This window comes from Wolbachia endosymbiont (group A) of Paraperithous gnathaulax (assembly GCF_964028485.1).
Classification (GTDB): Bacteria; Pseudomonadota; Alphaproteobacteria; order Rickettsiales; family Anaplasmataceae; genus Wolbachia; species Wolbachia pipientis.
In genome coordinates this window covers 14,090-39,450 of sequence record NZ_OZ034784.1, presented here as the reverse complement: position 1 = coordinate 39,450, position 25,361 = coordinate 14,090, and the positions used below count along the sequence as shown (strand labels likewise).

At 33.9% G+C, this 25,361-nt stretch carries 24 protein-coding genes, 2 other RNA genes and 3 pseudogenes; 15 read left to right on the top strand and 14 right to left on the bottom strand.

Annotated features, from left to right (window positions below):
• The first annotated feature begins 83 nt into the window (after nucleotides 1-83).
• The 4 genes and pseudogenes from ABWU74_RS00205 (at nucleotide 84) to truA (ending at nucleotide 3,656) form a co-directional block, all read left to right on the top strand.
• A complete protein-coding gene (locus tag ABWU74_RS00205; protein WP_353289313.1) occupies nucleotides 84-1,313 on the top strand; it encodes a cytochrome b in 1,230 nt (409 codons plus the stop codon).
• Between the two features lie 368 nt (nucleotides 1,314-1,681).
• On the top strand, nucleotides 1,682-2,440 hold the full coding sequence (locus ABWU74_RS00200; protein WP_353289436.1) for a cytochrome c1: 759 nt from the start codon (nucleotides 1,682-1,684) through the stop codon (nucleotides 2,438-2,440).
• 284 nt (nucleotides 2,441-2,724) lie between these two features.
• Nucleotides 2,725-2,847 (top strand): annotated as a pseudogene (locus tag ABWU74_RS00195) (IS630 transposase-related protein); the annotation flags it as partial.
• Nucleotides 2,848-2,918: 71 nt separating this feature from the next.
• Nucleotides 2,919-3,656, top strand: a complete 738-nt coding sequence (truA, locus tag ABWU74_RS00190) for a tRNA pseudouridine(38-40) synthase TruA (protein ID WP_010963021.1) — start codon at nucleotides 2,919-2,921, stop codon at nucleotides 3,654-3,656.
• Nucleotides 3,657-3,735: 79 nt separating this feature from the next.
• On the opposite strand, the gene dnaN is transcribed toward truA, so the two are convergent.
• The 7 genes and pseudogenes from dnaN to ffs form a co-directional block, all read right to left on the bottom strand.
• Entirely contained in the window at nucleotides 3,736-4,893 is a 1,158-nt protein-coding gene (dnaN, locus tag ABWU74_RS00185) for a DNA polymerase III subunit beta (protein ID WP_038199350.1), read from the bottom strand.
• Nucleotides 4,894-5,016: 123 nt separating this feature from the next.
• A pseudogene (locus tag ABWU74_RS00180) lies at nucleotides 5,017-5,513 on the bottom strand (invasion associated locus B family protein).
• Complete coding sequence (locus tag ABWU74_RS00175) at nucleotides 5,506-6,399, bottom strand: RNA polymerase factor sigma-32 (protein WP_010963019.1); 894 nt, start codon at nucleotides 6,397-6,399, stop codon at nucleotides 5,506-5,508. Before ABWU74_RS00175 ends, ABWU74_RS00180 begins: the two are co-directional and overlap by 8 nt.
• 318 nt (nucleotides 6,400-6,717) lie before the next feature.
• Nucleotides 6,718-7,431, bottom strand: coding sequence for a P44/Msp2 family outer membrane protein (locus ABWU74_RS00170; RefSeq protein WP_138264894.1), 714 nt, complete (start codon nucleotides 7,429-7,431; stop codon nucleotides 6,718-6,720).
• A 597-nt stretch (nucleotides 7,432-8,028) separates the two neighbouring features.
• A complete protein-coding gene (locus ABWU74_RS00165) occupies nucleotides 8,029-8,361 on the bottom strand; it encodes a YbaB/EbfC family nucleoid-associated protein (protein WP_010963017.1) in 333 nt (110 codons plus the stop codon).
• A gap of 3 nt (nucleotides 8,362-8,364) precedes the next feature.
• The gene (gene dnaX, locus ABWU74_RS00160; protein ID WP_353289312.1) at nucleotides 8,365-9,966 is read right to left on the bottom strand and encodes a DNA polymerase III subunit gamma/tau; all 1,602 of its coding nucleotides are present in this window, start codon (nucleotides 9,964-9,966) and stop codon (nucleotides 8,365-8,367) included.
• Between the two features lie 21 nt (nucleotides 9,967-9,987).
• Nucleotides 9,988-10,077: signal recognition particle sRNA small type (gene ffs, locus ABWU74_RS00155), an RNA gene on the bottom strand.
• A gap of 236 nt (nucleotides 10,078-10,313) precedes the next feature.
• On the opposite strand from ffs, the pseudogene ABWU74_RS06660 reads away from it, so the two are divergent.
• Together ABWU74_RS06660 and ABWU74_RS00145 are read left to right on the top strand one after the other, a co-directional pair.
• A pseudogene (locus ABWU74_RS06660) lies at nucleotides 10,314-10,430 on the top strand (WPE palindromic element domain-containing protein); the annotation flags it as partial.
• Between the two features lie 107 nt (nucleotides 10,431-10,537).
• Nucleotides 10,538-11,191, top strand: a complete 654-nt coding sequence (locus ABWU74_RS00145; RefSeq protein ID WP_010081992.1) for a glutathione S-transferase family protein — start codon at nucleotides 10,538-10,540, stop codon at nucleotides 11,189-11,191.
• Nucleotide 11,192: 1 nt separating this feature from the next.
• On the opposite strand, the gene ABWU74_RS00140 is transcribed toward ABWU74_RS00145, so the two are convergent.
• On the bottom strand, nucleotides 11,193-11,840 hold the full coding sequence (locus tag ABWU74_RS00140) for an O-methyltransferase (protein ID WP_353289311.1): 648 nt from the start codon (nucleotides 11,838-11,840) through the stop codon (nucleotides 11,193-11,195).
• A gap of 250 nt (nucleotides 11,841-12,090) precedes the next feature.
• On the opposite strand from ABWU74_RS00140, the gene ABWU74_RS00135 reads away from it, so the two are divergent.
• Nucleotides 12,091-12,369 carry a DUF2671 domain-containing protein gene (locus ABWU74_RS00135; protein ID WP_006279425.1) on the top strand — a complete coding sequence of 93 codons (279 nt, stop codon included), beginning with the start codon at nucleotides 12,091-12,093 and terminating at the stop codon, nucleotides 12,367-12,369.
• A 29-nt stretch (nucleotides 12,370-12,398) separates the two neighbouring features.
• Here the strand turns inward: ABWU74_RS00135 and ABWU74_RS00130 are convergent, their stop codons facing one another.
• The 3 genes from ABWU74_RS00130 to ssrS form a co-directional block, all read right to left on the bottom strand.
• Nucleotides 12,399-13,103, bottom strand: coding sequence for a DsbA family protein (locus ABWU74_RS00130; RefSeq protein WP_038199341.1), 705 nt, complete (start codon nucleotides 13,101-13,103; stop codon nucleotides 12,399-12,401).
• A gap of 54 nt (nucleotides 13,104-13,157) precedes the next feature.
• Complete coding sequence (locus ABWU74_RS00125) at nucleotides 13,158-13,619, bottom strand: type II toxin-antitoxin system RatA family toxin (protein ID WP_010963012.1); 462 nt, start codon at nucleotides 13,617-13,619, stop codon at nucleotides 13,158-13,160.
• A 19-nt stretch (nucleotides 13,620-13,638) separates the two neighbouring features.
• Nucleotides 13,639-13,799, bottom strand: a non-coding RNA gene (gene ssrS, locus ABWU74_RS00120) — 6S RNA.
• 116 nt (nucleotides 13,800-13,915) lie between these two features.
• On the opposite strand from ssrS, the gene ABWU74_RS00115 reads away from it, so the two are divergent.
• Together ABWU74_RS00115 and ABWU74_RS00110 are read left to right on the top strand one after the other, a co-directional pair.
• A complete protein-coding gene (locus tag ABWU74_RS00115; protein ID WP_010963011.1) occupies nucleotides 13,916-14,506 on the top strand; it encodes a phospholipid-binding protein MlaC in 591 nt (196 codons plus the stop codon).
• Entirely contained in the window at nucleotides 14,503-15,792 is a 1,290-nt protein-coding gene (locus ABWU74_RS00110) for a bifunctional folylpolyglutamate synthase/dihydrofolate synthase (protein ID WP_022626401.1), read from the top strand. The genes ABWU74_RS00115 and ABWU74_RS00110 overlap by 4 nt, the downstream gene beginning before the upstream one ends.
• Here the strand turns inward: ABWU74_RS00110 and ABWU74_RS00105 are convergent.
• Nucleotides 15,760-16,722, bottom strand: coding sequence for a J domain-containing protein (locus ABWU74_RS00105; protein WP_410529804.1), 963 nt, complete (start codon nucleotides 16,720-16,722; stop codon nucleotides 15,760-15,762). The two genes, ABWU74_RS00110 and ABWU74_RS00105, sit on opposite strands and share 33 nt — an antisense overlap.
• 624 nt (nucleotides 16,723-17,346) lie before the next feature.
• Between ABWU74_RS00105 and recA the strand changes: the two genes are divergently transcribed.
• The 6 genes from recA to plsY all read left to right on the top strand — a co-directional run bounded on the left by recA (nucleotide 17,347) and on the right by plsY (nucleotide 23,486).
• On the top strand, nucleotides 17,347-18,414 hold the full coding sequence (recA, locus tag ABWU74_RS00100; protein ID WP_010963008.1) for a recombinase RecA: 1,068 nt from the start codon (nucleotides 17,347-17,349) through the stop codon (nucleotides 18,412-18,414).
• A 187-nt stretch (nucleotides 18,415-18,601) separates the two neighbouring features.
• Nucleotides 18,602-19,294 carry a phosphatidylserine decarboxylase gene (locus tag ABWU74_RS00095; protein WP_007548750.1) on the top strand — a complete coding sequence of 231 codons (693 nt, stop codon included), beginning with the start codon at nucleotides 18,602-18,604 and terminating at the stop codon, nucleotides 19,292-19,294.
• Nucleotides 19,291-20,061, top strand: coding sequence for a CDP-alcohol phosphatidyltransferase family protein (locus ABWU74_RS00090; protein ID WP_015589351.1), 771 nt, complete (start codon nucleotides 19,291-19,293; stop codon nucleotides 20,059-20,061). Before ABWU74_RS00095 ends, ABWU74_RS00090 begins: the two co-directional genes overlap by 4 nt.
• A 22-nt stretch (nucleotides 20,062-20,083) precedes the next feature.
• Nucleotides 20,084-21,427, top strand: a complete 1,344-nt coding sequence (locus tag ABWU74_RS00085) for an alanine/glycine:cation symporter family protein (protein ID WP_353289310.1) — start codon at nucleotides 20,084-20,086, stop codon at nucleotides 21,425-21,427.
• A 1-nt stretch (nucleotide 21,428) separates the two neighbouring features.
• Entirely contained in the window at nucleotides 21,429-22,895 is a 1,467-nt protein-coding gene (locus ABWU74_RS00080) for an alanine/glycine:cation symporter family protein (RefSeq protein WP_155969383.1), read from the top strand.
• A 12-nt stretch (nucleotides 22,896-22,907) separates the two neighbouring features.
• Nucleotides 22,908-23,486 (top strand): glycerol-3-phosphate 1-O-acyltransferase PlsY, encoded by a 579-nt coding sequence (gene plsY, locus ABWU74_RS00075; protein WP_010963004.1) that lies wholly within the window; start codon nucleotides 22,908-22,910, stop codon nucleotides 23,484-23,486.
• On the opposite strand, the gene ABWU74_RS00070 is transcribed toward plsY, so the two are convergent.
• Together ABWU74_RS00070 and ABWU74_RS00065 are read right to left on the bottom strand one after the other, a co-directional pair.
• A complete protein-coding gene (locus ABWU74_RS00070; protein WP_274999465.1) occupies nucleotides 23,477-23,749 on the bottom strand; it encodes a hypothetical protein in 273 nt (90 codons plus the stop codon). The two genes, plsY and ABWU74_RS00070, sit on opposite strands and share 10 nt — an antisense overlap.
• Nucleotides 23,742-25,331: a hypothetical protein gene (locus ABWU74_RS00065; protein WP_264374273.1), complete on the bottom strand. Its 1,590-nt coding sequence runs from the start codon at nucleotides 25,329-25,331 to the stop codon at nucleotides 23,742-23,744. The genes ABWU74_RS00070 and ABWU74_RS00065 overlap by 8 nt, the downstream gene beginning before the upstream one ends.
• Nucleotides 25,332-25,361: the final 30 nt, after the last annotated feature.

The following is a 25,361-nucleotide window of genomic DNA, read 5'->3' as shown; positions in this document are numbered from 1 at the left end:
TATTTGTGCGTAAAGGATAAGTTGCTACAATAAAAAAATAAGATAAAAGTAGCAATGGACATGTGTTCAGAAAGGTTTAAGTTATGCAGGAAGATAACAAAAAAGAAACAATAAAAGAAGAAAAAGGCATATTAGGATGGATAGAATATAGATTGCCTATATTTTCTTTTCTAAGACACACTGCTTCTTACCAAGTGCCAAAAAACTTAAATTATGCTTGGAACTTTGGCTCTTTGGCTGGTATAGCGCTGATTTTACAAATAATAACAGGTATATTTCTTGCTATGCACTACACTCCGCATGTTGATTATGCGTTTAATAGTGTAGAGCGCATAATGCGAGATGTGAATTACGGGTGGTTAATACGCTACACTCACGCTGTTGGAGCATCGCTCTTCTTTATGGTAGTCTATGTTCATATAATGCGTGGATTATATTACGGATCTTATAAAAGACCGAGAGAGATGGTGTGGTTTATTGGAATATTTATATTTTTTGCAATGATGGCAACTGCCTTTATGGGATATGTATTGCCTTGGGGACAAATGAGTTTCTGGGGTGCAACAGTTATAACCAACTTATTTTCTGCTATACCTTTAATTGGCAATAAAATAGTTATATGGTTATGGGGTGGTTTTTCAGTGGATAACCCAACACTTAACCGTTTTTTCGCTCTGCATTATCTTCTGCCTTTTGTTATTATTGCTTTAGCTATGCTTCATGTGATAGCTCTGCATAGGTTTGGCTCTGGTAACCCAAGTGGAGTGGAGGTAAAATCAGATAAGGATACCATCCCTCTCTATCCTTATTATATAGTCAAGGATTGCATAACTTTTGGTCTGTTTTTTGTAGTTTTGTTCGCATTTGTTTTCTATGCTCCCAATTATCTTGGGCATCCAGACAATTATATAGAAGCTGATTCTATGGTCACTCCGGTACATATAGTGCCAGAGTGGTATTTTTTACCTTTTTATGCAATGCTACGTTCAATTCCAGATAAACTTACTGGTGTGCTTACCATGTTTGCGTCTATTTTAGTGTGGTTTTTGTTACCTTGGCTTGATAAATCAAAAGTTAAAAGTGGTGCTTATCGCCCGGTGTTTAAGAAATTTTTTTGGGTTTTTGCAATAAATTTTGTACTTCTTGCCTGGCTTGGAGGACAAGAGGTAAAAGAGCCTTACATCACTATGAGTAGGCTATCTACTCTTTATTACTTTGCATACTTTGTGATAGTTTTACCACTGCTTAGTAAGTATGAAAAGCCAAAAGAACCACCAAAAACCTTAAGTGATTCTGTGCCGGAGATTAGGTGATGTCAATTCAAAGCAGATCTCTTACAAAATTCTCTGTCATCCCAGAGCTCTCTTCTGTCATCCCAGAGCCCTCTTTTGTCATCCCAGTGCTTGACACTGGGATCCAGAAAAAAAATAAATGGATTCCAGCATCATGTACACAATTGTATGAACGTTGTATACAACACACAGTGTCATTCCACTATCTTCCGTTGTCATCCCAGTGCTTGACACTGGGATCCAGGTATAAAAATACTTACAAATCATGCAATGGACAACAGATTCTAGGAGTGCATGATAACCATAATGTCAGTGATGAAATAAGCTGGATTCCAGTGTCAGCTACTTGCATGACATCAATTCGAAATTTACTAAAACAGTGGTTATGCATGGGATCTAATGTATTTGCAATCTTCTGCATGTTATTTCTATCTAGTCTTATATCTGCAGAAGAATTTAAATCATCACCAAATAAGAAAATAGACTGGAAATTTGATGGAATTGTCGGATCTTTCGATAGAGAGTCAATTCAGCGTGGCTATAAAGTGTATAAAGAAGTCTGTGCTGCTTGTCATTCAATGAATAGGGTAGCATTTCGTAATTTGCAAGATGTCGGTTTTTCTGAAGAAGATGTAAAACAAATAGCAGCTTCTTATCAAGTTAAAGATGGTCCGAATGATTTGGGTGAAATGTTTGACAGACCTGGAGTACCTTCGGATTATTTTATTGCGCCTTTTGATACAAAAGAAGCAGCTGCAGCAAGCAACAATGGTGCAGTCCCACCAGACTTATCATTAATTATTAAAGCAAGGCATGATGGTGCAAATTATGTCTATTCATTGTTAACAGGCTATCAAAACGGCGAACACGATGAAAATGATTTATATTTTAATTCGTATTTTCCAACAGGCAGATTAGCTATGGCGCCACCACTTTCTGAAGGAATGGTGGAATATGATGGTGCAAGGCAAGCCACAGTTGAAAATATGGCGTATGATGTGATAAATTTTTTACAATGGGCAGCAGAGCCAGAATTAGAGCGCCGGTATAAACTTGGATTAAAAGTAGTGGCGTATTTTATAATTTTAACAGTGTTTTTTGTATTAACTAACAACAAAGTTTGGAGCAAGCTCTATAAAAAGAAGTGATAGTCAATTTTGCCTCAAGCACAATGGTTGTCATCCAAGTAGCTAACACTGGTTCCTTTATGAAGGTGTCATCCGAGTAGCTGACACTGGGATGGCTTTGTCGCATCGTACCTTATACGGTAATAATTTACGATAAATTCATGTAGCCATTTCGAATTTAGCCATACCAATGTCAGTAAATTTATTAAGCAAACAGCACTTAATGAGCAGTTCTTTTTCACGATTTATAGCTCTTTTCATAGAAGTCCGGATGTGATAAGGATAGATAATGATAAGGAGGTTGAATGCCAGCAGCATATAGTTATGATTTAAGAAAAAAAGCAATGGAGGCGCTAGACGAAGGAGAAAGCAGAGAAGCAGTGGCAGCAAGATTTAAGATTGGACGAACTACTTTATGGGAGTGGCAGCACTGTAGGCTTGACCATAAATTATGTTAAGATAGAAAATGACTATTTTAGATAGAGCTTGATGTAATGCAGTGCGATACAAAATAACGGTAGAATATAATGGTAGTAATTTCTCTGGTTGGCAAAAACAGCAACACTCTGCTAACTCAATCCAGGAGAAGATAGAAAATGCTATATTTAATTTTAGTGGTGAGAAAGTTACTTTGTACTGTGGTGGCAGGACTGATGCAGGAGTTCATGCTTTAGGACAAGTTGCTCATTTTGATATGGAAAAGGAATTTGAGCTTTATAGAATAAGGAATGCAATAAACTATCATTTAAAATCAATTCCTATAGTCGTGCTTAATGCAGAAGTTGTAGATGATGCGTTTCACGCACGGTTTTCAGCAAAAAAAAGATATTACGAATATAGAATAGTTAATCGCTATGCTCCTGCCGCTCTGGAGACGGGTTATGTATGGCAAGTGTTTAGCCCACTTGATGTAAATATTATGCGTGAAGCTGCTAAACATCTACTTGGAAAACATGACCTTTCAAGTTTCCGTTCAAAAGATTGTCAAGCCGCAAATCCGATAAGAACAATTGATGATATCGATATAATACAAAATGGGAATCATATACACATCAAAATATCTGCTATTTCCTTTTTACATAACCAAGTGAGGATTATTGTGGGTACTTTAGTTGAATTTGGAAAAAATAGAACCAATCCGCAAGAAATGCTAAATATATTAAACCAATGCAAAAGAAGTGCCGCTGGAGTTACTGCACCACCTTTTGGCTTATATTTGGTAAAGATAGATTACTAATTTAATAAAAGCTAGTGAAATAAGTGCCATACCGCCACGGTATCTCCAGATTCCGCTAACAAGCAGCGAGATGACGAGTTTAAGTTCTCATTGGCATTACTACATATAATGCACTTGAATCGTCTTCATCAGTGATAATTGTAGCACTATTACCATCGGCTAAGCTAAACTTACATTTATTTTTTATGCAGGATAGAACATCAAGTAAATAACGCGAGTTGAACCCTATTTCTATAGGGGCTTCATTGTAGTCCACTTCTATGGATTCAGTTGCATCACTGCACTCTTGGGAGTTTGAATGCAGAGTTAGCAGCTTTTCTTGTAGTGAGAATTTAATAGATTTTACTTTATCAGATACAACAACGGAAACTCGATCTATAACGTCTGAAAGTTTTTTACTTTCAATAATCATATGCTTATCTTGAGATGCTGGAATAACTGCTTTATAATTTGGAAAAGTTCCATCTATTAATTTTGATATTAGAATATATTCACCGCATGTAAACTTGATTTTTCTGTCTGAGAGTTTTACTTTAATTTCATTACAATCGTCCAATATTTTTAACAGCTCCATAACAGTTTTACGTGGAATGATCACACCAAATTCGCCATTGATGTTCCCAGGCTTTGGCCTCTTTATACATGATAAACGATGGCCATCAGTTGCAACGCAGTACAGAAATTGCTCATCTGTATGTAGATATATTCCATTTAAATTATACCTTGTATCATCTAGTGATACAGCAAATTTTGTTTTAGTTAATAAGTCTATCAGGTCTGTATTTAGTAGAGTAAAATCATGTTTATAATTGTCTTCTTCAAGAGCAGGAAAGCTGCTTGAAACTACATTCGGTAAAGAAAAGTTTGCATTTCCGCAAGACATCAATAATTTTCCTTGGTTGTTTACTTCAAAATTGACATCCAAATCAGCGGGTAACTTCTTCACTATGTCATGTAAAGTATGCGCTGAAATTTTTACTTCTCCTTCTGTTAATACGGTTGCAGCAAGTGAGGCAAACATTGAAATGTCAAGATCAGTTGCCATTAATTTTATGCTGCCGTGTTGTGCTTTGATATTTATACACGCCAAAACATCTATTGCATTACGCCTTTCAACCACTCCACTTACTCTGGATAATGTATTTAAAAGACTTGTGCGGCTCACGCTAAAACGCATCTGCTCGCACACAGAATTTTGCTTTTTGATTTCTGTATCTACACCTGCAACCTCTGACATTGCTAACTCTCAAAAATATATTTTAAATGATATCCACATCCCATATAAAGTAAAGTGCTATTTATATTTCCATTGAAAGAGTAGTCTAGTTTATACTATAGCTGGGTATTCTGTTACAATAATTTACTTTGTATGGCATAAATCATGCATTTTTTGATACGCTTTTTGAAAACCAAGTAGGGAATAAGTATCATCAATGGTCACTGTTTTTGTTTTTCCATTAACTACCATTGATAATCCCTGCTTCATTTTTAGAATGAGATCTTGATCTATTTTTGTATGCTCTGCCCACGCAAAACTTCCCTGTATTATGGGCAGTGTATATTTAATTTTTTTGTCGATATTGAGAGCTACAGGCTCCTTATCATACTGAAAACCAGAGGTAACGCTTACCTCATCTGCTTTTTTATCAACATAACTAACCATTACATACGGCTTGCGATTGGTTGTATAATATTCGCTTTTTTTTTAGGATAGGATACAATATAACATACTTTCTCTCCATCTTCCAATGCAGTATACACGAGCCAATCTTTATATTTTTCCTTCAATTGTACATCACTAACCGATGCAAAAGCGCCTATCGAAAAAAATATTAGAAATATAAAAAAACTACGCATGCAAACCAAATTTCAAACTTTCAGATTGTATATATTGTTTTACCTTAGCCATCGCCTGCTCAGCCAACTGCCTTATTCTTTCTCTTGAAACACAATATTTTTTACTAAGTTCATCCAGAGTTTGAATGTTTTCAGACAAATATCTACTGATAAAAATGTCTCTTGCCCTTTCGTTGAGACTCGCTAGTGCATTGTTTAAAATTGTTTCTTTTAATTCTTTTTCTTCATGATTCTGATAGGTTACTTCTTGACTGACCAAGTTACATGGGATCATATCTTGCAACTCCCTTTTAGAGTCATCACCTATTTTTATGCAATCGTTTAGCGACTGATCCTTACAAGCCATACGGTAATTCATCTGCAGAACGTCTCCTTCGGATACAGAAAGCTCATTAGATATTGCTTTTATTTCTTCATTATTTAAAGTTTCCCTGTTTGTATACTGTAAAATTCTTTTTTTTATTTTACGTAAACTAAAAAACAATCTTCTTTGTGCTTGCGTTGTGCCTATTTTCACAAACGACCAAGATTTCAATATAAAGTCTTTTATTGAAGCTTCAATCCACCACACTGCATAAGTTGAAAAACGAAACCCTAAATCAGGATTAAACTTTTTCACTGCGTGCATTAAACCCATATTCCCTTCCATAACCAGGTCCATCAACAATAGCCCATAATTTTTGAATTTCATTGCAATTTTCACTACCAAATTCAAATGGCTGGTAATCAATTTATGAGCAGAAGAAACATCCTTATATTGGTTCCAATTTTTTGCTAATCGTACCTCTTCCTCTTGAGACAGCATAGGAAATTTTTGCACCCTAGCAATATATTGCATGAGATTGGTTCTGCTATCGACACATAAGTTTGCCATTGAGGTCAACATAACAACTTAAATCAAAACTTCATGCATATAATATATTGATTTTCCAGCAAAAATTCAAGCTTTGATTTGAAAAAAGTACAAATTTTCCATCTAATTTCTTGGAGACAGTAGGCCGCAGTGTTAGCTAATTGGATAACATTATGTAACCTTAGATGATATTCTACCAGTACAATGGTAAACGTTATAGCTTAAACACATAGCAAATAGTGTTATTCCAGTGCCTTGACACTGGAATCCACATTTCTTTTTTCTAGATCCCAGTGTCATGCCACTTAGATGGCAAGAAAAAACTCACTGGGATAACAAGACTGAGATAGACTAGAAATTAAACGCTACTCCAGCTTCTGCACCAACAGTGCTGTAAAGAACTTTGTATGCGCCTGCATCAGTAACCTGTCTGGTTGAATCTTTAGGATCTGTTTTTTTTCCATCAAAATTAGCACCATAAGAACCGAAATAACGAGCTCCAGCATAAAGTTTGACTTCTGGAGTTACATCATAACTAACACCAGCTTTTACTTGACCAGCAAAACCAAATTTACTTTTTTGATCATTCACAGCGGGTTCCAAAGGAGTGCTAATATACGCTGCACCAACACCAACACCAATGTATGGAGTGATAGGCATATCTTCAATTGCTATATCGTAATACACGTTCACTAATCCTGAAATTGCTGTTACACTGTCTGCAATAGTATTTGCTGGGTCAAATGTTACATCTTTAACATCATTTTTGTTTAGGTATGAATAAACTCCTTCAACATCAACCCTGATGTCGTCCATTTTGTAACCAAATGCACCACCACCAGCTATAAAAGATGGTTTTAATGGACTGTAATCACTCTTGTCTTTCTTATAGGTAATACCATCAACTTTTGTGAAAAGAGGTAAAAATTCACCGTTGTATTGCAAACGAACGTAGTAGCTAGTTTCTTCATCACTTATTGGACCAACAGGATCTGAAAAAGCAGAGTTTGATAAACTTAGCAACGTTGCTAAAGCGGCTGCTGAAAAAAACTTTTTATAATGCATAATTGTCCTCGTAAAAAAATTAAAATTCCACTTTAGCAGTCTAAGTAACAACTAAAGTTAAGTCAAGTGCTAACTTAATAACACAAAATATTCTACATTTTAACTAATTTTTAGGAGAAGACAAAGATTTTATTAATGAATAAATACGACTTTTTTACTCTTGATTTTTTGGTATAGCTAACACAGGTAAGATTTACTATCGAAAGACCTCGTCATTCCGCTGCTTGTTAGCGGATGAGAAATCCACAACTGTACGAACATTGCAATTTGGGCCTACCAGGAGGGCAATGCCTCTTATCCAAGTACCATCTTCTTGTCATCCCAGTCTGGGATCCAGGAATTTTATTAAGTTGGTAAGCATAAAAGTAGCCGTTTTATGTTAAAACACAATGTTCTTGATGAGATTACAGCAAGGCTGGATTCCAGACTGGAATGACATCGTTTACTATGTGCCATATTGCAATGTTTGTACAGTTGTGGAATGAATCACGGTATGACGTAGGGCTATGCTAGTATAGGTACATTATATGAAGAAGTACTAGCGTTGGGAATATTAGAAAAAAAATACTTACACTAAAAGAAACTTCAGTAGTAAATTCAAAAAGGAAGTTTAAACCCAGATGGTAAACCCATCATACCTGCAAGATCAGAAGTTGCATTCGCCATATCTTCTTCTGCTTTTTTAACGGCATCATTAAACGCTGCTGTTACTAAATCCTCTACTATATCTTTTTCCTCATTTCTCATAAGTTCTAAGTCTATGTTCACCTTTTTAGCTTTATAGCTACCTATTTTTATGACTTCCACTAATACAGAAACTTTGCCACCACCAGAAATACCTTGAAACTCTTTTCCAACATATTTTTCTTGAGCTTCTGCAAGCTTTTTTTGCATCTCTTGCGCTTGTTTCATTATTTGACTAAAATCCACAACTTACTCCTTATTTTCTATATTAACTACTTTTGCACCTTTAAACGTGTCAAGGATATCCTTAACTGCAGGTGCATAATTTAAATTACTCACTTCCCTGTTTATATAACCTGTATCAACTGCAACAACCCACTCTTGCTGAGTCACCTGGTTTAAGTAATTTTTTAAATCATTGCAAAAATTACTATCCAACTTAGATACAGCTTTTAATTTTAAATATCCAGGTTTACAATCTATTAATTGTAGATTATTACACAGTTGTTTGTAAAGATAAATTTGGTTACTTCGCCTTAATAGTTGCAAAATCTTATCAAAATCGTAATTTTGTTGTTTATTTTCCACATGGATCCCAGTGTCACGCACTGGGATGACAGAGTGGGGTTGTTGTTTACTTTCCACATATTTTTTTGGATCCGAGTAGTCAGCTACTTGGATGACAGAGGGGGAAGGTGCAACAGGTCTGCCCTGTCTATTTCCTTGCTCTACATTCTGCGAAAGAACTTTTTTGATCACCTGTTCCGGAGAAGGCAGATCAGAAAGATAACAGAGGCTAATTAACATCATTTCAGCAGCAACATCGTTGCATGTTGAAGTTTTTATATCTTGAATACCTTTAAGCAACATCTTCCACAATCTCGAAAAAAATATTAAAGATCTCTTTATACTTAAATCTTTTATCCTATTCTTTTCATGCTCTGTAACTGTATTATCAATCTCTTTTGTAATCAAAAAACGGCATACTAACTGAATTGTTTGCAATAGACCTTCAAAAATACTAAGTGGGTTTGCTGTTTTTACCGCCTTGTCAAACACTGATAGAGCTTTCTGTAAATCACCTTCTAATATTGCCCCTAATAGATCGAATATAATATCTTTATCCACTAGGCCAAGTATGTCTGTCACATTTTTAGTGGATATTGCACCATCTTTGCTATATAGCACTGCTTGATTCATCAAAAACAAGGCGTTACGCATTGAATTTCCAGAGTGTCGTGCAATTAATTCTAATGCTCCCTTTTCAATGGAATAACTCTCTTTTTGTGCAACATCATTTAAACGTTCCACTATTTTAGCTACAGGAATGTTGTGTAAATCAAATCTTTGACAACGTGCAATAATAGTTATTGGTATCTTTTTTATTTCCGTAGTTGCTAAAATGAACTTTACACTAGATGGTGGCTCTTCTAGGGTTTTAAGTAATGCGTTAAATGCACTGCTAGATAGCATGTGTACTTCATCTATAATGTAGACTTTGAATTTAGAGCTTATAGGTGAATAGCAAATATCTCCCAGGATTACTTTAATATCGTCAATGCTAGTGTGACTTGCTGCATCGATTTCAATTACATCTGGATGGCTTGAATTTTTTATTGCTAGACAATTTTCACATGATCCGCAAGGTTCAAAAATTGGCCCCAGGGAACAATTCAAACATAAAGCTATTATCCTTGCAGTGGTGGTTTTACCAACTCCACTACTACCAGAGAGCAGTATAGATTGTGGGATTTTGTTTAAAATAAAAGCATTTTCTAATACACGCACTAATATATCTTGACCTACTAGATCTTTGAAGCTACTAGGACGATGTTTTAATGCTATATTCATAGCCTCGGATAAAACAAATAATGAAATAGGTATGCAACCCAAAAAGGTTCTGATATGGCTGCTTCATTTCTGATCTGACCAAATTACAGAGTTTTTGCCTGCATACCTTATAAAATATTATACTTTTTTTTTTATTTAGCAAGGTATATCCTATATTAGCTCTATAATTTGATATGTTAAATTTTTTACAGTGCTATTTTGAAGTAAACAAAAAGTTAGTTGTCATGCAAGTCACTACAAGATTGTCACTCCAATGTTTATTTATGTCATTTCAGCGCTTATTTATGTCATCCCAGTGCCTAGGCATACAGCTGTATGAATGTTGTGATATAAGAGCAATTTTTACCGAAAAGGATGTCATCCCAGTGCTTGACTACTTGGATCCAGAAAACTTAACTGTAAATGAGCGCACTAGGCAATTGTATAACAAGAACTGGATTCCAGTGTCAGCTACTTGCATGACACTACCTGCTACGCAAACTTCTGTGGACTACAAAGAAAGTTCGTACAGTTGTAGGTCAAGCCATAGAGTAACAAAAAAAGGATATTGGTATAACAAAAGAGGAACATTATGATTTTATATCATTTTCCTCTTTGTCCATTTTCACGAAAAGTTAGAGCTTTTCTAAAAGAAAAAAAATTAGGCTGTGATCTAGTGTATGAAAATCCGTGGGAAAAGCGGAATGAATTTATGGAGATCAATCCAACCGGGCAAGTACCAGTGTTAATAGATAATAACTTTGTAATAGCGGATAGTAATGCCATTTGTGAATATATAGAAGAGACTTACAATAGCGACGTCAAATTACTTGGTTCATCCACTATTATTAAGTCTAAAATACGCGCTCTAATCAATTGGTTCGATAACAAATTTTACAATGAAGTTACTAAGTATATTATGAATGAAAAAGTAATTACTAACCGCAGCCCTGACTCTAGATTTCTTCATGCAGCTCAGCATAACCTGCCTTGCCATATGGAATACACCGAACACTTAATTAACAAGAACGTTTGGCTTGCAACTGATAAGTTCACTTTAGCTGATATTACTTTAGCATCGCATATTTCCGTAATGGATTATGTAAGTAGTTTTCCATGGGAAAAAAGTAAAATTTTAAAAGAATGGTACTCCATTGTTAAATCAAAGCCTTGTTTTCGTGAGATATTATTAGAGAGGATTTCTGGTTTAATCCCTCCTAAACATTATGCTGACCTTGATTTTTAACTTATGTTAGCTTTAAAGCTACAGTCATTCCTTCATCAGTTGGAATCAATATAGAGAAATATTTTTTTTCATCTGATAATCTATTATTAAACTCCCTCATGGCATGCCATGATTTTTCTGATACTTCTTTTGGAGGCGATTCTAAAAATACTGTGTTAAACAGTAGAGTGTTATCTGCAACGATTAGCCCATCTTGTTTAATGTATGACTCTGCCCAATCTAAATACTTAGGATAACTACTTTTGTCAGCATCAATAAATATCATGTCAAATGGTGCTTTTGCTGATAATTCATTAATTTTTTCCAGTGCATCGACTTCTATTAGAGTAATTTTATCACTTAGATTAAAAGCACTAAAATTTTTTTTTGCTATTCTTGAGTGTTGAGGATTATTTTCTATTGTATATATATGACCGTCTTTTAGTAGAGCTTTTGCCATGCAAATCGACGAGTAACCGTATAACGTGCCAATCTCAACAATACTTTTGATTTTTTGGATTTTTATAAATAAACTTAATAGCTTTCCTTCTTCAGGGCCAATTTGAATATGTTGCTTTTTTTCAAGAATACAATATTCTTCTATTTTTTTATATTCTTTTGCAAATAGATTTCTTATGTATGACAATTTTATACTAAAATTATTACGCATATATTATAAATTAGGGAGACTTAATTCATACACAATTTATAAATATAATAATATAGTTTAAAATAATAAAAACATTTATTTTAAGTTATTATTTCATAGTATAAAATTTTAAGTGACAAAAATTATTATATATCGTACTATAGTTAACTAGTATAATAAACAGTCGATTATTATGCTAGAATTAAAGGGATTGTTTATGCGCATTTCTCTTTTTAAAATATAATTTTTATAATCAATTAGAGGGGGTTATATGTCTTATACTATTGCTGGTGAAGTTGAAACGTTAAACAAAAAATCTAACAAGAATGAAGGGGTTATGTTACTACATAATCCAGCTTATCGTGAAAAGTATAAAGAACGTTTTGATGAAGCTCAGAGAAAAGTTATGGATATGGTTCAGTTTTATGATGGGACAATAGTATTAATAGAGAATAAAATCGCTATGTATTACTACACTTGGCACAGTAAAAAAAGAGAGTTTGAGCGTAAAAAACAACAAACAGTAGTGAAAAACAATGACTCAGCATAGAGTCTTTTATATGGTAAGCTACAGTGGTATTACTTCACTATAGCTTTTCCATATAATTTATCTATCACATTAGTGAAATATTTCAGCTCTTTATACCCTCCATGTTTAACTTTATTATGCTCTATATATGATTTATCATCGTTAAGCTTGATGAAAAATATTGGAGTGGCTGTGATACCAAGTTTATTAATTGCCAGTGATTTATCATTTACGATTTTATCCATTATTTTCTTATCATTAATGCATTGGTTAAATGCATCTTGCTTTAAGTTGCTTAGTGCAGCAATTCTTTGTAGTAAAGTCAAATCACTTAAATTGTAGTAATTCCACGAATCTATTGAGTTAAAAACAGCTTTGTTAAAATTAAAGTAGTCTTCTTGTTTTTCGTAGCAATGACTTAGCATTGCAGCCTTTAGCCCTCTGTAATCCAAAGGAAAATGACGAAATATATATAACATCTTACCTGTGTCTATATATTTCTCTTTAATTTTAGGAAAAACATTCCTATGAAAAAGAGAGCAGTGATAACAAGTTAATGAAGCATATTCTATCATTAGAATTGGTGCTTTTGGATCTCCTAATAATTTATCATTAGGTAATGGCGATAATAGCTCATTTGATGTTATTTCATTGGGTTTTTTTTGAATGTATTGGTTATCGGATAAATCTTGCTTAACAACTGCATAAGAATTAACACTTATGAAAATTAATAAAAACAATAGTCTAAAAATCATTACAATATAAACACTTAACTTACTAAAAAAAATTATACATTTATATTAATAATGTCAAGATAACTTTTGTTTAGCAAGGCTTTCAGCCCTATCTTTAAATGCAGCAATTATTTTACTTTGTGTATACTTATATACTGAGTTTAATAAAGTGGAAAATGAGTTGGACTTAAACTTAAACTCTATATAAAACTTTACCATAGTTTTATTTTCATCTATGGGAATGAATTGCCATTCATTGTATAGATGTTTAAATATTCCATTTGATGATACAGCTTTTATCCAACCTTCATTTGTTCCACTTGGAGAAAGAGAAGTAACTTCTGATGTATATCTACCTTTAATTCCATGAAAAGCTGCGAGGAGATCCACAACCATTTGGTTGTTAATTTTTTCTTTTATATAAACGGCTTTGCACCAAGGAACAAAATCAGGATACCTTTCAACATCAATTACAATTTGGAATACTTCATTAGGCAAACATAGGAAAACACCCTGTTCTTTGTATTGATGAAGCATAAATGTTAAACCAATCAAAATAGGATCCGTATCTACCGTCAGCCTTAGTAGATTCCTGAGACTAAAGTTAAGGTGGGCATCGCGTATCAATTTCAACGAAATTAACAGAGGCAATTCCCTTGACTAGAAATTATCGCTCGGGAAATTTAACTTAACTCATAACGCATAGAACAGACCCTTAATTAATTGTAGATGATTTATACAAGGTGTGTCTATAGATATATTAAAGCTAGCGATTATTATTTAATCTTTATTAAACTTTGCATTCTAAGTATCATAGCTAATAAATATATCTTATGAACATTACTAAAGTTTTAACTATCATTGTTTTTATTGTAATTTCTTCAAGTGCTTACACTAATTGTACAGATCACAAAATTTTTGTGCATACTATGAAGCAACAAGTGGATGGTATATCTACAAAGGAGAATAAAAAAAACCGGGAATGTGTGCAAAAAAAGCTTCAGGAGGTCATTCAAAACAATGTTAACCTCAAAGGAATATCGCAATTCGTCATAGGAAAACATTGGGCTTTAGTTAAACAAAAAGAAAAAGAAGATTTTTTAAGAGAGTATGAAGTGTATCTTACGCGTTTGTGCGTTAAAATTTTATATAAATACATGCATGATAGTGAAATGATCATAATGAGTACAAAAGCAGTTGACGATGAAACTTGCTTAATTGGTACAAGATTTTCTTACGGTGATGAAGAATTTACAAATATTGATTTTAAAGTTACTAAAAATAACAGTTCTTTCTTGATAAGTGATGTTGTAATGAGTGGAATAAGTATTGCTATTAATCAACGTTATCAATTTAGTGAAAAAATCGACACGCATGGCATAGCAAGCGTTATAGCTGAATTAAAATGCAATAACAATCCATGATATATATGCCTCATTGGCCTAAGCCACTTGGTAGCAGGCCGAATGATTTTTCTCTTGATCGCATAAAAGGCTTTCTTAGCAAACTAGATAACCCCGAGAAAAAAGTGCCTCCCGTAATTCATATAGCTGGAACTAATGGGAAAGGCTCAACACTAGCATTTATAAGATATATAATGCAAGCAGCAGGGTATAAGGTACACGCATACACTTCTCCACATTTAGTGAGTTTTAATGAGAGGATAGTGATAGCCGGCAGCTATATCGACGATAATGAATTATATAGCTTATTAGAAGAATGTCGTGCAGTAATTGCAGAACAACCTATCACTCTGTTTGAAGCTGCAACTATTGCAGCTTTTTTAGCTTTTTCTCGTCATAAAGCCGATATAACTTTAGTTGAAGTGGGTATGGGTGGAAGGCTTGATGCAACAAATGTTATAGATAATCCGATTTTAACAATAATTACTTCCATTGCACTTGATCATACGGAATATCTTGGCCCTACTGTAGAAATTATAGCAGGTGAAAAGGCTGGAATAATGAAACCTAATGTTCCTTGCGTAATAGCACCGCAAGAAAAATCTATAGTGAACACGCTAGAACACCACGCAATAAATAAGAAATCTCCCTTGTATAGAGGAGGTCTTGAATGGAATTGCAAAAAAAAGAACAACAAAATGGTTTTTCAATCAGCTATTCAATCAATAGAATTTCCTTTGCCATCTTTAAAGGGTGATCATCAGGTGATTAATGCAGGCAATGCTATTGCAGCATGTAGTATTTTAAGTGGAAAGTATGAATTTGATATTGGAGAAGAGGATATCACTTCAGGTTTACAGTGCACTTATTGGCCTGCACGGCTAGAGTCTATAAAAGAAGGTAATTTAATTTTCCTACTACCGAAAGATTGGCAATTATTTTTAGATGGTGCACACAATAATGATGGTGCTAGAGTACTATCTCAGTGGGTAAAAGATAATTTTGCTGAAGGTATTTATATGGTTTTTGGTGTTACTAGTAACAGAAATGTGGAAGAGTTCTTAGAGCACTTAAAGCCATATATCAAGCTACTATGTGCGGTTTGTGTTAAGTCTGAACCTAAAGCAACAAATACAAATTTGATTAGGGAAAAAGCCAATAACATAGGAATAAAAGCAGTTGAATGTGAATCAATTGGCGATGCAATATCAAATCACATATTAAAAGCCTCTACCCAAAACGTCAAAACCATACTAATCTGTGGCTCATTGTTCCTAGCTAGAGACTTCGCTATGGAGAATAGCTAACTTTGATGATATTAACTGACCGATGGGGAAATAACTTTGATTGCTCATAGTACTGCTTGGCTTTTCGTTATCGACTTCTATAAACTGATCATCACCTTTAAATTGCTCCTCAATTGAATTTATAGCTGTCTTTTTGAGAATATAATTACTTGCAGCATTTAAAATAGGTGAAGTAACAATTAAAAGCGTGAATGGTAATGAAAGTAATAAGCCGGATAACATCATAGAGTTAGTTATACCAAAGCCGTTGGCAACTAAATCTAATCCCATACCGAAAAACATTAAAGATGTACAGATTGTGTTGCTCAAAATAACTGAATTTTTTAGCCACTTTAATTTAGTCCTATCACTCTTTGAAAAATTTTCGCATTCTTGGTCAAAGTTAAACAATAATAAAATATTAGTCTGATGATTAAACTCTTTCCCATTTCTAGTATAAATGCTCTTAACAGCTAGATTTAAAATAGATCCTGCTAACAAGGGAGCAAGAAAACCTACTGCTATTGGTACATTAGAAGAAATACCATTAATTATTAAAAATGCAATTGATGTGAAGGATACTAAAAGAACTCCTAAGAGATTTGAATAAGAAGAATATTTTACATAAGCAGTTACATTATTGTTAATTGACTGCTGCTTATTATAGAGTTTATTTCTGCACTTATCATCTAAGTATTTTTGCAATTCTTCATAACTGCGACTCCACAACTTACCGCGTAATTCTTTTATTAAATTATTTCTTTTATTGAGACCTTTCTCCAATGGCTCTATTATAAATTCTTCAAAAAATGGCTTATTTAATGCAATAACCTTAAATTTCTCCTCCGCTTCTTTATTGTTTGGGTTTTTATCTGAGTGATATTTTAACGATAATTTACGGTATTGTTGACTAAGCTTTTTCTTAATATTCTTAATGTCAGAATTTACCACATCCTCCTTTTGAATATTAAATGTTAAAAACAACTGCTTTAAAGCGTGGTACTCATTTTCATTCAAAACATTTCTAGCCACATTACACCTACAAATTAACTAACTATTAATGTTCTATAATATACATATTTCCAAACTATGTCAATTATTTCATAAATATCTTTGGTAAAAATTATTTCTGTTATGACTAGCATGATAAGTGTATGAAGCGACTAAAATTGTCATTACAGCGCTTAGTGTACGACAGTGCTCCAACATTTAGGGTTGCAGTTTTCATGGCAGATCTGAGTAGCTGACCCATCTAAGAGGTGTCATTCAAGTAGCTGACACTGGAATGGCTTTGTTGCATCGCACCTTATACGGTAGTAATTTACAATAAATTCATGTAGCCATTTCGAATTTAGTCATTTCAGTGTTGGCTACTTGGATGACACCACCTGCTATGCTGCAAATTGCAACGTTCGTACACTAAAGTATATTGTGTTACTAACGAAGGCAAACAAATATCTGCTTTATGAAAACGTTAATATTTTTCATTGAAATAATACATAAATACTAGAAAAACCTTGGCAGGTTATTCGCGTTTGATTATCATAGAGAATTATATAAATTAATAAATGATCTATGGCAAGTAACCCAGAAGAAAGAAATAGTGATAAACAAAAAGCGCTAGATAACGCAATAAGCCAGATTGAAAAAGCATTCGGTAAAGGTGCAATAATGAAGTTGAAGCAAAACCCTGTAGAAAAAATAGACACAATATCCACAGGATCAATTGCGCTTGATTCGGCTCTAGGTGTTGGAGGTCTGCCAAAAGGGCGTATAATTGAAATATTTGGCCCCGAGAGTTCTGGTAAAACCACTCTTGCCTTGCACGTGATTGCTGAAGCACAAAAAAAAGGAGGATCATGCGCATTTATCGATGCAGAACATGCATTGGATGTCTTATATGCTCGTAAACTTGGGGTAAGCACTGATGATTTAGTGATTTCACAACCAGACACTGGAGAGCAGGCGTTGCATATTGTTGAGTATTTAGTGTGTTCTGGTGCGGTTGATGTGATAGTTATTGACTCTGTCGCAGCATTAACTCCAAGAGCTGAAATTGAAGGTGATATGGGTGATCAACATATGGGGCTGCAAGCAAGGCTTCTAAGTCATGGGCTACGGAAACTAACCTCTGCCGTTTCAAAAGCGAACTGTATATTGATATTTATTAATCAAATTCGTATGAAAATAGGAGTAGTGTATGGAAATCCTGAAACTACCACGGGTGGAAATGCATTAAAATTCTATACTTCTGTAAGGCTTGATATAAGAAAAGTTGGTGTAATAAAAGACAAAGAAAATATTACAGGTAATGAAACAAGAGTTAAAGTTGTAAAAAATAAAGTTGCTCCTCCATTTAGAGAAGCGAAATTTGATATAATGTACAATGAAGGTATATCAAAACTCGGAGAAATAATAGATATGGGAGCAAAGCTTGGTGTGCTTGAAAAAGCAGGCGCTTACTATTCATATAACAACACACGTCTTGGGCAAGGAAGAGAGAATGTAAAAACTTACCTAAAAACAAACAAAGAAGTCGCAAATGAAATAGAAACGAAAATCAGAGATTTACTCAGAAATCATGATAATTCTATCATAATAGACGAGGATAGTGAGCAACTTTTAGAAGAATCAGTTTTCTGATCTAAACTTAGGCATTAGATTTTGTGTTGGACGGGTTGTTACAGTATGACGGTAATTCTATGTGCTAATATAACAATCTGTAATGTTACCTTGTATCAAAAAGACTTTGCTGAAGCAGTTAAAAAAAGCTTTTCATGAGAAATTATAAATGATAAATTGTTAACAATAGGTTATTGTTAATAAGATTATGTGTTTTGGTTTACCTAATATAAACAGGGAAGGTTATTCATTTATAGTAGTTTCCTTTATAGTAACGTGTATAGCATTCTCTATATCTTGGGGGTTTGGCGTTACGTGCTTGTTTCCGACATTATTGTGTACTTATTTCTTTCGTGATCCAGCAAGAGCTGTGCCAAACAATAAGAATCTTATATTAAGTCCTGCTGATGGTGTGATTTCAAAAATTGAAGAAGTTAATTATCCTTTATCAGCAGAAAACGGAGAGGAGAAGAAGTTTACGCTTGTTAGCATATTTTTAAGTGTTTTGAACGTCCATGTGAACCGTATACCAATATCTGGTACGATAAAGGAAATGAGTTATAAAAAAGGCAAGTTTGTATCCGCAATGAGCAATAGGTCTAGTAATGAAAATGAAAAGCAGGTTATTGTAATTGAATACGAAAAGGGGAAAGAAATTATTGTGGAGCAAATAGCTGGATTAATTGCACGTCGTATCGTTTGTAATTTAGGAATATCCCAGAACGTAAAAGCAGGTGAAAGGTTTGGAATTATAAGGTTTGGCAGTAGAGTGAATATCTATGTTCCTGCTGATACAGAAGTCAGAGTTTCAGAAGGGCAAACTGTTATTGGTGGTGAAACAATTATAGCAAACTTAAATAAGGAAAACGTTCAAGAGAAGCTTACTTTTGACGTTATATGAATAACGATGGAAGTAACAGTAGATTCTTACCTATTACTAAATTATTCCCAAACTTTATAACTTTATTGGGTTTATGTTCTGGTCTCACTTCACTTAAATTTACATTTAATGAACAATGGGAATTCTCAGTAATTTTTATCATCATTGCAGCAATAATAGATGGAATGGATGGCAGAATAGCTAGAATTCTAAAATCAACTAGCGATTTTGGAGCCCAGCTTGATTCTTTTGCAGATTTTCTAAATTTTGGTGCAGCGCCTGCATTTCTTTTGTATTTTTGGAAGCTAAACGAAATCAAAGTCATAGGTTGGATTTTAGTAATGATATACGTAATCTGCATATCAATAAGACTTGCAAGATTTAATGTTTCGCTACATTCAGAACAACCATACTGGGAAAAATTTTTCTTTTCTGGTGTTCCAGCTCCAGTGTGTGCTTTACTTTCTTTGTTACCAATAATTATTACCTTTCAATCTCATGAGAGTGAATACTTACTTCTCATAGAGCGATTTTTTAACACAAGAAACGTAGCTTGTTACTTTCTGGCCATTTCATTTTTTTCGATAAGTCACATTCCAACTTTCTCTGCAAAATATATTTATATTCCCAAAAGCCTATCCTATATATTTGTGTCATTTTTTGGAGTACTTATTGTATTTTTCATCAGTAAGCCCTGGATGACTCTACCAATTTTAGGTATAGTGTATACACTTACTATTCCAATAAGCATCGGGTTTTACATATATTTTACATATAAAACTCGTTAGCTAACAAAAAATAGAAAACTGCATGATTTTGAAGATAAGTGAACTATTAAATTCATTTCTGTATATAAAGATATTCAACATTCCATTTATAATTATTTGGGTAATTGCAACTGGAATCTTTTGTACTGCCCAGTTCAAATTCATTAACTTTAGGTTACTTAAATATGGAATACAGACGCTATTCAATCTAAAGTGTAATAACAGCAACAATGGCATAATCACTCATATTCAAGCGTTTGCAACAGTAATTTCAGGAACAGTTGGTCTTGGAACAATATCAGGAGTTGCAATAGCTATCACAATAGGGGGCCCAAGTGCAGTTTTTTGGATGGTAATTACCGGAATACTTGGTATGTCGATAAAGTTTGCCGAGGTGGTGCTTGCATTTACTTATCGCTCTGAAAATACAACTGGCGGGGCTTTTTATTACATGAAGTACGGGCTTGCAAAAATTGGATTTGCAAAAACTGGTAGATTTCTTGCCTTCACTTATGCGATTATGCTACTTATTGCAATGATTTTGGGCGGTATACCATTTCAAGCAAATCAAATAGCAGCACTATCAAATAACCTCCTAGAATACAACGCATCCATTATTATATCCCTGCTTGTCTTTATTGTAATATTGGGAGGAATAAAGCGCATTGCTTTCGTTTCAACGAGCTTAGCACCAATTATGATAGTGCTATATGTGGGTATGTGTATATATTTAATTTATGTAAACGGAAGTAATTTGCTGAATGCTCTATCCATAATATTCCAAGATATCTTCAATAAATCAGCTATAGGAAGCGGAGTATTGAGCGGATTAATAGCCGGAGTGAGAAGATCAGTGTTTGCTAACGAAGCAGGTACCGGAACAGCAGCTATAGCACATTCAGCTGTAAAAGAAGAAGATCCAATTAAAGTTGGGTGCGTTGCAATGATTGCACCACTTATAGACACAATATTAATCTCATTTTTGACTGGTATTGTGATAATTATCACTGGTATGCATAGCACTGATAACGTGGGTGATATTACACTAATTAGTTCGATATTTTCAACAGCTTTGCCCTTGTTCAGCAAGTTAGTTTTTCCGCTAATGATGTTTTCCTTTGCATTTTCCACAATAATAGCTTATTGTTACTACTGTGAAGTTGCTTTGCTGTATTTATTTGGTAGTAAAAAAATACTGATACCGTTCCAAATTCTTATAGTGGTTTCAGTGTATATCAGCTGTATGTCAAAGAATATAGAATTTATATCTTATCTAGGTGACAGTTTGTTTATATGCCTTATGATTCCAAATGCTGTTGCAATATATCTACTAAGAAGGGAAGTTTTGAATACAATAGATTCTTATTACAATTCTAAAGGGTATTAACATGATTTATAGATTGCTTTGTATGGTGTTATTTTGCCTATTGTTTAATGATGTGTACGCTGCTTCAGGTTTTTACGAAAGTTATGACGCTGTGTTGAATGGAATAAATAACTTCATGAATGAAGTACTGTTTTTCAAGATCCTTTACGTGCCATTTATAATCCTTCTACTAGTTTTTGGTTATGTGTTTCTAACATTACGTTTTGGATTTCTCAACATAAGAATGTTTAAGCATGCGTTTGCTATTTTATGTGGAAAATATGACACGAATCACCATGATGGTCATATTACGCATTTTCAGGCATTTATGACTGCACTTTCAAGCACAGTAGGCCTTGGAACTGTTGCTGGAGTCGCAATTGCAGTTTCAATGGGTGGACCAGGAGCGGTGCCTTGGATGATGATTACAGGTTTTTTTGGTATGTCAGCAAAATTTGCTGAGGTAACGTTGGCGTTTAGACATAGAACAGAAGATCAGGACCAATTGTTTAGTGGTCCCTTTCAGTATATAAGGAATGGTCTGGAGGAATTTGGATTTAAAAAACTTGGTATTGTGCTGGCTGCCATGTATGCAGTATTCTTTGTATTATCAGGTCTTGGTGGAAGTGTAGCGTTTCAAACCAACCAAATGGTTTCAATATTATCTGGCTATTCAAGTTGGGTAGATGGTCACTCTTGGTTTCTTTCTTCCATAATTTCTGCGCTGCTTGCTCTAGTGATTATTGGCGGAATTAAAAGGATAGCTAGAGTATCTTCTGCACTAGTGCCTATTATGTCACTTATATATATCTTTAGTTGTATTATTATTATTGCATTTAATATTCATAACCTTGGTTATACGTTGAAAATATTATTTTCCACTATGATAGATTTCAATGCTGTTGGCGGAGGGATGGTAGGAGCATTTGTTGCTGGAATTCAAAGGGCAATCTTTGCCAGCGAAGCAGGTGTTGGTTCTGCTTCAATTACTCATGCAACAACTAAAGATGAAGAACCAGTAAGAACTGGACTAGTCGCTATGATAGAACCATGCTTTGACACAATGTTAATTTGCTGTTTAACAGGAATAACAATAGTAATAACAGGTGCATACCAAACAGGTGTTGGTGAGGGAATATTAATTACTCACAAAGCATTTGAGACAGTTTCTCCATGGTTTCCTATCCTTCTAACAGTAGCTGCTCCTTTGTTTGCATTTTCTTCAGTAATTTCGTTTGTATATTGTTGTGAAATGGGGTGGCTATATTTATTCGGTGCAAAAAGTATAGTGATATACCGCATAGCGGTAATAATTGTGGCGTTTTTCTCTGGTCTTTCTAAAGATATAATGGCTATTGCCAATATCGGTGGAACTTTATTCTCTTGTTTAGCTCTCATCAACATGACAGCGCTTATACTGTTTAGTAATCAGATTAACGATGAAGTTCAGTGCTACCTAAAAAGGCTGAGGAATAATAAAATTAATTAGGTTCTTGGTATAATGGAAAAGTATGTAGTCCTTATACTGTCCTACATACTCGGTTCAATACCGTTTAGCTTAATCATTACAAGAATAAAAGGGATAAACTTAAGAGAAGTAGGTTCAGGAAACATTGGTGCTACAAACGTTGCAAGGACGGGAAATAAATTTCTTGCTGCTTTGGCATTATTTCTGGATTCCTTTAAGGGATTTATTGCCGTTTATATAGCACAACAATTTTGTGATAATAACGATTTTTATATATATGTATCTGCAATTTTAGCAGTTTTAGGACACATGTTTCCTATTTGGCTAAAATTCAGTGGAGGAAAGGGCGTTGCAACCACTCTAGGGATACTGATAGCATTTAACATCGATATTACTTTAGTATTCGTAATAATTTGGATAATAGTCTTTCTTGCCTTTAGATACTCTTCCCTTGCTTCACTCAGTGCTACTTCAACGGCTGTAGCATGGTCCTTTTTTTTTCAGAGGAATTTGTTCTTAACATTACTAATTATAGGAGCACTGGTCTTCCTAAAACACCACAGAAATATTGTGAATCTTCTGCAAGGTAAAGAGTATAAATTTTATAGATAATGTACTGCCAAATTATTGACACTTAAACTACGAGACAAATTGCTTGACGGTATGATTTTGTCCTCTTTGTTTAAGTCTATGATTTTTGCTTTTGTTATATTCTCTACTTCTTGAGGTGTTAAAAGACCATCTTCAATGAATTCCTTTTTTGTTTCTCTTATTTTTTCATAAAGTTGAGTAACGTGATCTTTATTTCCTTCATATACACTTTCAATTTCTAACTCTAGCTTATGTGAAGCTCCTTTTTTTAACATTTCATCCATTGCTGCTTTTGTTACTTTTAACCTTTCTTGCAAAATTTTCGTTATTTTTACTGAGTTCTACATATACCCTATAACATCTTTTTTCTCTTGGGAGCATTCTTAACCCATCTAACATGCTAATTATCTGACCTTCAATAGTCTTCTCAGCCTTTAATTTAAATTCTGCTACTTCTTCTTCTATTATCTTATTAGCTATTCTCTTAGCTCCATCCAAAGATGAATCCTTGAGAGAAAAATCTGTCTCGAGTAGATCTCGATTTAATAGCTCTAAGAATACTTTTTTTCCGATGTTTTCGAGTAAACTTTCTTGGTCATCTAAATCATGCTCCTGCAGTTTATTTCTCATGTGCTGAACCAGCTCACAACATTGTAATTTATTTAACTTTATAGAGCTAATATTTTTCATTAACGTCAGCACAATTTGTTCACTATATTGAGAAGTAATACTCAATAATTTTCTCATTAAAGGAATACTTACTTCTGAAATAAAATCATCAACTATTTTTTGACTTTCATCGTCTTCATAACCATTTTGAACGTCATACCAAGCCTTAAGAATTTCTTTATTGTTTTTCTTGTTTTTTAACCTGTCTAACATAAACTCACGTGCTTTATTTTGTGCTTCTGAGAGCAACATTTCCCTTGGGGGAGTAAATCTAATTTCTGGATCAGGATGAATACCCTCTAGCGTGCTTAACATTCTATAGATAATACCGGTGAAGCAAGTGTTAGGAATTCGCTCTTTTCTAGAGAAAGTTTGGCTATCAATTAAATTAGAAATCAATGCATCCTTTTTACTCTTAACGGCTTCTCCGTCTCCATCATTGCAAGCCCTTAAAACTAAAAGCAGAACCTGCCCACCTGTAAAGCCGGAGCTATGCTTTTGATCATCTTTGCAAAAGTCATCTAAAAATGCAATTACTCTTCCTTTATCCTCATCACTAAACTCATATGAATTGTTTATATATCCAATGAATTGAATATATTCATCATTTTTGATTACGTCTTCAGGTACTTGTTCACTATACTTACCTTTTAATTTATCAATATTTTTAATGATATCATCATTTAATTGATGGGGCAGTAAATGTTCAAGCTTAACATCAAAACTATTAACCATACCACGTAAATTCTCTTTTATACCTTCCAAAAAGAAATTTATAGAAGCTTTAAGCAGCGTAAATGGGTTAAAATCTTTTGGCCTTAGTTCACTCTGCAATAAAATTAATAGCATTGTAAGTGGTATAGTTCCCAGTAACGAAATAAGCAAGAAAGTGGTAGTGAAAGTTAGATATGTTATGAAAGCAGAAAACAAGAGGAAGGCTGCTACCTTGATTGTATTGTTTTTAAAAAATATTTCCCAATATTCCCTTTTGCTCATTTTTTGCTGTTTTGCCGTTTTTATTTCTTTGTAGATATAAAGAGTTTTAATTTCAGACCTGAAGAACATAGTACCAAGAGAAAAAAGAACATTAACAGGATTAGTGATAATGCTTAACGAGACAAAAGCTCCAAAGTAGCTAACAAATTTTAGCTTACTAGAATCCTTTGAAGGAAATTGTATTTGAGAAATACCTATCATAGCTTACCTTCAACATCATTACACTCTAGT